The sequence below is a fragment of the Pseudomonas sp. SB113 genome (genome assembly GCF_040754745.1).
Lineage (GTDB): Bacteria > Pseudomonadota > Gammaproteobacteria > Pseudomonadales > Pseudomonadaceae > Aquipseudomonas > Aquipseudomonas grimontii.
This window is the reverse complement of record NZ_JBFMHW010000034.1, coordinates 50805-57884: the sequence shown is the minus strand read 5'-3', so window position 1 is coordinate 57884 and position 7080 is coordinate 50805. Positions and strand designations below refer to the sequence as shown.

At 61.8% G+C, this 7080-nt stretch carries 6 protein-coding genes; 5 read left to right on the top strand and 1 reads right to left on the bottom strand.

Features of this window, described 5'->3' with window-relative positions:
• Nucleotides 1-316 precede the first annotated feature (316 nt).
• Together AB1462_RS28725 and AB1462_RS28720 are read left to right on the top strand one after the other, a co-directional pair.
• Nucleotides 317-859, top strand: a complete 543-nt coding sequence (locus AB1462_RS28725; RefSeq protein ID WP_367248635.1) for a sigma-70 family RNA polymerase sigma factor — start codon at nucleotides 317-319, stop codon at nucleotides 857-859.
• Entirely contained in the window at nucleotides 856-1788 is a 933-nt protein-coding gene (locus AB1462_RS28720; protein WP_367248634.1) for a FecR domain-containing protein, read from the top strand. The genes AB1462_RS28725 and AB1462_RS28720 overlap by 4 nt, the downstream gene beginning before the upstream one ends.
• 152 nt (nucleotides 1789-1940) lie before the next feature.
• On the opposite strand, the gene AB1462_RS28715 is transcribed toward AB1462_RS28720, so the two are convergent.
• Nucleotides 1941-3758 (bottom strand): sigma-54-dependent Fis family transcriptional regulator, encoded by a 1818-nt coding sequence (locus AB1462_RS28715; RefSeq protein WP_259193137.1) that lies wholly within the window; start codon nucleotides 3756-3758, stop codon nucleotides 1941-1943.
• Nucleotides 3759-4021: 263 nt separating this feature from the next.
• Between AB1462_RS28715 and AB1462_RS28710 the strand changes: the two genes are divergently transcribed.
• The 3 genes from AB1462_RS28710 to AB1462_RS28700 are packed head-to-tail and all read left to right on the top strand — an operon-like array spanning nucleotide 4022 to nucleotide 7076.
• Nucleotides 4022-5116: an ABC transporter ATP-binding protein gene (locus AB1462_RS28710; protein ID WP_090402916.1), complete on the top strand. Its 1095-nt coding sequence runs from the start codon at nucleotides 4022-4024 to the stop codon at nucleotides 5114-5116.
• A complete protein-coding gene (locus tag AB1462_RS28705; RefSeq protein WP_259193136.1) occupies nucleotides 5116-6213 on the top strand; it encodes an ABC transporter ATP-binding protein in 1098 nt (365 codons plus the stop codon). The genes AB1462_RS28710 and AB1462_RS28705 overlap by 1 nt, the downstream gene beginning before the upstream one ends.
• A complete protein-coding gene (locus tag AB1462_RS28700) occupies nucleotides 6210-7076 on the top strand; it encodes a carbohydrate ABC transporter permease (RefSeq protein WP_025858174.1) in 867 nt (288 codons plus the stop codon). The genes AB1462_RS28705 and AB1462_RS28700 overlap by 4 nt, the downstream gene beginning before the upstream one ends.
• The last annotated feature ends 4 nt before the right edge of the window (nucleotides 7077-7080 follow it).

Sequence of the window (7080 nt, the reverse complement as noted above, 5' to 3'; positions counted from 1 at the left end):
GCCCCAAAACAGCCGCTATGGAGTTTCTGATACACCGCATTCTGCTTTACTGGGGCTGCTACGCGGCCCAACGCGGGACAAGCCCGCTCGCCACAGGGAGATTTGTCAGGGGCTGAAAAGTTGTGTAGATACCCATGCCCCGATAGCGGTGTATCAGCGACAGATAAGCTGACTGACCCACCCTCTATCGCGAGCAAGCCCCCTCCCACAGTTGATTCGTGGTGCTTTCAGCGCTTGCGAGCCCCTTGCCCCACTATCGTTTTACTGGCATTGTTTGCGCAATTGGTAATTCTTCCCATTTGAGACTCTTTTGCGCATGCATGACATTCCGGCCGCGCTGGGCGATTCAGTGCGTCAGCAGACCCTTACGGCGATGTACAGCGAGCACCACGGCTGGTTGCATGGCTGGCTGCGCCGAAAACTGGGGTGTTCCCAGCACGCCGCCGACCTGGCCCACGATGCCTTCATCCGTGTGCTGATGCTCGCCGAGCCGCAAAATATCAAGGAACCCCGGGCCTTCCTGGCCACCACGGCAGGGCGTTTGCTGATCGATGGCGCCCGGCGTCGACGCATTGAGAAAGCCTACATGGAAGCCCTGGTGATCCAGAGCGAGGACGCCGGCATGCCCGACCCGGCCGCGATCCATGTCGCCCTGCAAGCCCTGGAACGCATCGCCGAAATGCTTGCCGGCTTGCCCGCCAAGGCCCGCGAAGCCTTCCTGTTGAGTCGCCTCGACGGGCTGACCTACAGCGAAATCGCCACGCGCCTGGACGTGTCTGCCAGTACCGTCAAAAACTACATCTCCAGTGCCCTGGTGCACTGCTACCACAGCCTGCACGCAGCAGACCCGCTGGCATGAGTTCTGAACAGATCATCCAGCAAGCGGCGAATTGGCTGACCCGCCTGCACGACGAAGAGGTCAGCGACGCCGAGCGCCAAGCCTTCAACGCCTGGTGCCAGGCAGACCCTCGCCACGGCGTTGCTATCGAACGCATGCGCTCGCTGTGGGGCAGCCTCGACACCTTGCCCGCACAACCCGCACGCCTTGCCCTGAACCGCGCGTTTGCGCCGCGACGCGCACGCGGTGCACAGGTGATGGGTGTGCTCGGCATCGTGCTGTGCGGCTGGCTGGGCCTTGAGCACCTGCCGGTATGGATGGCCGACCAACGCACCGGCGTGGGCGAGCGCCGTCAGATCGCCCTCGAAGACGGCAGCCAGTTGCAGCTCAACAGCAACTCGGCGGTGGACGTGAAATTCGACGGTCACCAACGGGTGATCGAACTGCTGCAAGGCGAACTCTGGGTTGACGTGGCCAAGGACGTGCAACGGCCCTTCGTGGTGCGCACCGACCAAGGCACGGCGACCGCCCTGGGCACGCGTTACCTGGTCAAGCGTGCGCCAGACGGCACGACGGTGGTGACGGTGATCGAGTCCACCGTGGCGGTCGAAGGTGATGCCCGCGAAGGCGTCAAGGTCAGCGCCGGCCAGCGGTCGATCCTCGACCATGGCCGCGCCCAGCCACCCGAGGCCATCGGCAACGCCGACCCGGACGCCTGGACCCGTGGCCTGCTCAGGGTCAACGACCAACCGCTGAGCGAGGTGTTGCAAACCCTGGCCAGCTACCGCCACGGCCTGCTGCGCTTCGACCCCCAGGCCCTGCAGAACCTGCGGGTGACGGGGGTGTTCAAGCTGGATGACACGGCGGCGGCGCTGTCGACCCTGGCGGATAACCTGCCGATCCAGGTGGAGTACTTCACCGACCTGCTGGTGGTGGTCAAGCCACGCTGAGGCCTCTCCCCGCATATCCACCATCACACAAATCCGTAGCAGCTGCCGAGCGCAAGCGAGGCTGCGTTGGCGGTGTGTCAGGCATAACGCAAACGCAGCCTCGCTTGCGCTCGGCAGCTGCTACGGGGGGCGCGATGGGTGGCTACGTGCGTTCAGTCATTGCCTTGGCGCAGGCGCTTGTACAGGGTGTTGCGGCTCACCCCCAGCTCCCGCGCCAGGTGGGAAATGTTCCCACCGGCCGCCTTCAATCGCTGGCTCAGGTCGATGCTGTCATCCGGGTACTCATTGGCGGGCAGCGGTGCCGTCACTTTCAAATCGACAAAAAAATCATCCGGCAGATGCTCCGGGCGAATCGGCTGTTCCTCGGCCATCGCCAGCGCCACCTGCAGCACGCTGCTCACCTGGCGCAGGTTGCCCGGCCATGGGTGCTGTTCGAACAGCGCCAGCACCTCGGCACTGAGCCCGGCCCATTGGCTTGGCTCACGGTGTTGCTGCCACAACTGCTGGAACAGCGCCCGCTTGTCGCTGCGTTCGCGTAATGGCGGCAATTCAAGGGTCAGGCCGCCGATGCGGTAGTACAAATCCTCGCGAAAACGCCCGGCCTGGACCCGCTCGCGCAGGGCCCGGTTAGTGGCCGAGATGATGCGCAAATCCACCGGGAACAACTCGCTGCTGCCCACCGGTTGCACGCAACGCTCCTGCAATACCCGTAGCAGGCGCGCTTGCGTCGGCAGCGGCATATCGCCGATTTCATCGAGGAACAGCGTGCCCTTGTCGGCCTTGCGGATCAGGCCGATGCTGCCTTTCTGGTTGGCGCCGGTAAACGCGCCTTTTTCGTAGCCGAACAGTTCCGATTCCACCAGCTCCGCGGGAATCGCCGCACAATTCACTGCGATAAAGGCCTGCTGGCTGCGGGAACTGGCCTGGTGCAGGGCCTTGACGAAGACTTCCTTGCCCACGCCGGTTTCACCGTGGATCAGCAGCGGGATGTCCTTTTCCAACAAACGCTCGGCCTGGCGCACGGCTTTTTCCACGCGCACATCGCCAAAGTGCAAGGTCTTCAAGCCAATCGCAGCGGGCTTTGGCGCAACGGGCTCACTGAACACCCGCGCCTGCACCGGCATCTGCTTCGGCCGTTTCAGCAGGCACTGGAAGCGATTGCGCCCCGCCGCCTGCAACGAAAAGGGCAGGCCCTCCGGCTGATTGAGCAACTCCAGCAGCGACACCTTGAACAAACTGTCGATCATCACCCGCGACAGACTGATGCCCAGCAAATTGTCGGCCCGACGGTTGGCCGAGAGCACCTGGCCGCTCTCGTCAAAGATCAGCAGCCCGGCCCATTGGCTGTCGAGGTTGCTCAGGCCGGTGTTGAACGTCAGTTGGAAGTGTTCACCGCGAAACAGGTTGAGGATCAGCCGGTTTTCCACGGTCTGGCTCATCATCTTGACCATGCCCAAGGTGTGGGAGGGCGGCAGGTAGCTGTCGCTGGACACATCCAGCACCGCGATGATTTCGCGCTGGGCATCGAAGATCGGCGCCGCCGAGCCGGTCATGAAGCGGTTGGCCTTGAGGAAGTGTTCGTCATGCTCGATATGCACCGCCTGGGCGCAGGCCAGTGCGGTGCCGATGGCGTTGGTGCCGCTGGAGCGTTCCATCCAACTGGCGCCGGCGCTGAAGCCACGGGCCAGCTTGGGCTCGATAAAGCGCTGGGTGCCCCAACTGGTCAACACCTGGCCCTGATTGTCGGCGAGCATGATCAGGCAGTTGGAATTGCTCAGGATATTTTCGTAATAGGGCAGGACTTCCTGGTGCGTGGTCTGCACCAGGGAATGCTGGCTTTCCAGCAATTGGCTGATGCCCTCGGCGGGCAGTTGATCGAAGCTGGGCGTGCTCTGGTGGTCCAGGCCGAAGGCGCGGCAACGGCGCCAGGATTCCTGGATAAGGGTGTCGTGAGCCAGGGGTTCGGCCATGGGGCGACCTTCTTTTTATTGTTTTGGGGTCTTGCACAATCCAGCGGATGTAACCAGATCAATCGGGTTCAAAGAGTGTTGTTCAGAACTGTTCATTGTCAACCCCCGGATTGTTCAGTTGTTCAGCCCGACCTGTTCATTTCTGTTCGCTCCTGAACATCCCGTTCAGCTCATTGCCTTATGGATCAAGCACCTGCCATTTTTGGCACGAAACTCGCTCTGACGACTGGCCAGATTCATTCCAATAATAAAAAGGTCGTGTCATGTCATTGACCCTGGAACATGTCTCCCGCGTCGTCGAAGGCCAAACCTGGATCGACGATGCCAACCTGCGCTTCGAAGCCGGTTCCTTCAACGTCTTGCTTGGCCGCACCCTGTCCGGCAAGACCAGCCTGATGCGCCTGATGGCTGGCCTGGACAAGCCCGACAGCGGCCGCATCCTGATGAACGGCGTGGACGTCACGCAAAAGCCGGTGCGCCTGCGCAACGTGTCGATGGTGTATCAGCAGTTCATCAACTACCCGACCATGACCGTGTTCGAAAACATCGCCTCGCCGTTGCGCCAGGCCGGTGTATCCAACGAGCTGATCCAGAGCAAAGTGCTGGAAACCGCAAAGATGCTGCGCATCGAGAAATTCCTGCAGCGCCACCCGTTGGAATTGTCCGGTGGCCAGCAGCAACGCACGGCCATGGCCCGGGCCTTGGTCAAAGACGCCGAACTGATCCTGTTCGACGAGCCGCTGGTGAACCTGGACTACAAACTGCGCGAAGAGCTGCGTCAGGAAATGCGCGAGCTGTTCAAGGCGCGGCATACCATTGCCATCTACGCCACCACCGAGCCCAACGAGGCCCTGGCCCTGGGCGGCACCACTACCATTCTTCATGAAGGCCGGGTGATCCAGAGCGGCAAGGCTGCCGAGGTCTATCACCAGCCACAAACCGTGTTGGCCGCCGAGCTGTTTTCCGAGCCGCCGATCAACTTGATGCCGGGGCGTATCAGCGGTAACGAGGTGAGCTTCGCCAATTTCGTGCACTTCCCGCTGAACGTCGACCTGCGCCCCATCGGCGAAGGCGAGTTCCGCTTCGGCGTGCGCCCCAGCCATATCAGCCTGGTGCCGAGCAACGATGACGACCTGGAACTGGCCGTGACCGTGGAAGTCGCCGAGATCAGCGGCTCGGAAACCTTCCTGCATGTGCGCAGCGAACATTTCCTGCTGGTGCTGCACCTGCCGGGGGTACATGAGTACGACGTCGACGCGCCGATCAGAGTGTATATCCCCACCCATAAACTGTTTGTGTTCGATGGCCAGGGCCGTTTGGTCCAGGCCCCCGGGCGTCGCGTCGCGAGGGTTGCCTGATGGCCGAGATCCATTTGCAGAACCTGGCGCACAGCTACAGCCCTACACCGAACGGGCCTGAGGACTACGCGATCCGGGAAATGAACCACATCTGGGAGCAGGGCGGTGCCTACGCCTTGCTCGGGCCGTCGGGCTGCGGCAAGTCGACCCTGCTCAATATTATCTCCGGCCTGCTGAGCCCGTCCGAAGGCCAGGTGCTGTTCGACACCCAGGTGGTCAACGACCTCACCCCGGAAAAACGCAACATCGCCCAGGTGTTCCAGTTCCCGGTGGTGTACGACACCATGACCGTGTTCGATAACCTGGCCTTTCCCCTGCGGAACCAGGGTATGGCCGAGGCGAAAATTCACAGCAAGGTGCAGGAAATTGCCGAAGTCCTCGACCTGCAAACCCTGCTGAGCAAAAAGGCGCGCAACCTTACTGCCGACGAAAAACAGAAAGTCTCCATGGGCCGTGGCCTGGTGCGTGACGATGTGTCGGCAATCCTTTTCGACGAACCGCTGACGGTGATCGACCCGCACCTGAAATGGAAGCTGCGGCGCAAGCTCAAGCAGATTCACGAGCAGTTCAATATCACCATGGTCTACGTCACCCATGACCAGCTCGAGGCCTCGACCTTCGCCGACAAGATCGCGGTGATGTACGGCGGGCAGATCGTGCAGTTCGGCACGCCCCGTGAGTTGTTCGAACGGCCAAGCCACACCTTTGTCGGCTATTTCATCGGCAGCCCTGGGATGAATCTGATCGAAGTGCAGGCCGAGGCCGGCGGTGTGCGGTTTGCCAGCACGCTTCTGCCGTTATCCGAGGCTTTGCAACAACGCATCGCCGGCACCGACTACAAGAAGCTGCAGGTGGGCATCCGCCCGGAATTTATCCACGTCTGGGACGAGTACAACCCTGACGCCCTGCAGGCCGATGTCACTCACCTCGAAGACCTCGGCACCTACAAGATCATGACCCTCAACCTCGACGGCGCCACGCTGAAGATACGCCTGGCCGAAGACAAACCGGTGCCGGAGGGCAAGGCCTGTATCAGCTTCCCCGCGCAGTGGCTGATGGTGTATGCCGACGACTACCTGCTGGAGGTGCTGCCATGAACAAGGTGCAGAACAACAAAGCCTGGTGGCTGGTGCTGCCGGTGTTCCTGCTGGTGGCGTTCAGCGCGGTGATCCCGATGATGACCGTGGTCAACTATTCGGTGCAGGACATCTTCGACCAGTCCAGCCGTTACTTCGTCGGCGCCGACTGGTACAAACAGGTGCTGCTCGACCCGCGCCTGCATGACTCGCTGCTGCGCCAGTTCATCTATTCGGCCTGCGTGCTGCTGATCGAAATCCCCCTGGGCATCGCCATCGCCCTGACCATGCCGACCAAGGGCCGCTGGTCGTCGCTGGTGCTGATCATCCTCGCCATTCCGCTGCTGATTCCGTGGAACGTGGTGGGCACCATCTGGCAGATCTTCGGCCGCGCCGATATCGGCCTGTTGGGCTACAGCCTCAACGCCCTGGGCATCAGCTACAACTACGCGGCCAACACCATGGACGCCTGGGTCACAGTGCTGGTGATGGATGTGTGGCACTGGACCTCGCTGGTGGCGCTGCTGTGCTACTCCGGGCTGCGGGCCATCCCGGATGTGTACTACCAGGCGGCGCGTATCGATCGGGCTTCGGCGTGGGCGGTGTTCCGACATATCCAGTTGCCGAAGATGAAAAGCGTGCTGCTGATCGCGGTGATGCTGCGCTTCATGGACAGCTTCATGATCTACACCGAACCCTTCGTCCTCACGGGCGGGGGGCCGGGTAATGCCACCACCTTCCTCAGTCAGACGCTGACCCAGATGGCCGTAGGCCAATTCGACCTGGGCCCGGCGGCGGCGTTTTCCCTGGTGTATTTCCTGATCATCCTGTTGGTGTCCTGGCTGTTCTACACCGCCATGACCCACTCCGACGCCAACCGCTGAGGCC

Coding starts and splice junctions, on each gene's coding strand:
- AB1462_RS28725 (WP_367248635.1), top strand. CDS start 317: ATGCATGACATTCCGGCCGCGCTGGGCGATTCAGTGCGTCAGCAGACC.
- AB1462_RS28720 (WP_367248634.1), top strand. CDS start 856: ATGAGTTCTGAACAGATCATCCAGCAAGCGGCGAATTGGCTGACCCGC.
- AB1462_RS28715 (WP_259193137.1), bottom strand. CDS start 3,758: ATGGCCGAACCCCTGGCTCACGACACCCTTATCCAGGAATCCTGGCGC.
- AB1462_RS28710 (WP_090402916.1), top strand. CDS start 4,022: ATGTCATTGACCCTGGAACATGTCTCCCGCGTCGTCGAAGGCCAAACC.
- AB1462_RS28705 (WP_259193136.1), top strand. CDS start 5,116: ATGGCCGAGATCCATTTGCAGAACCTGGCGCACAGCTACAGCCCTACA.
- AB1462_RS28700 (WP_025858174.1), top strand. CDS start 6,210: ATGAACAAGGTGCAGAACAACAAAGCCTGGTGGCTGGTGCTGCCGGTG.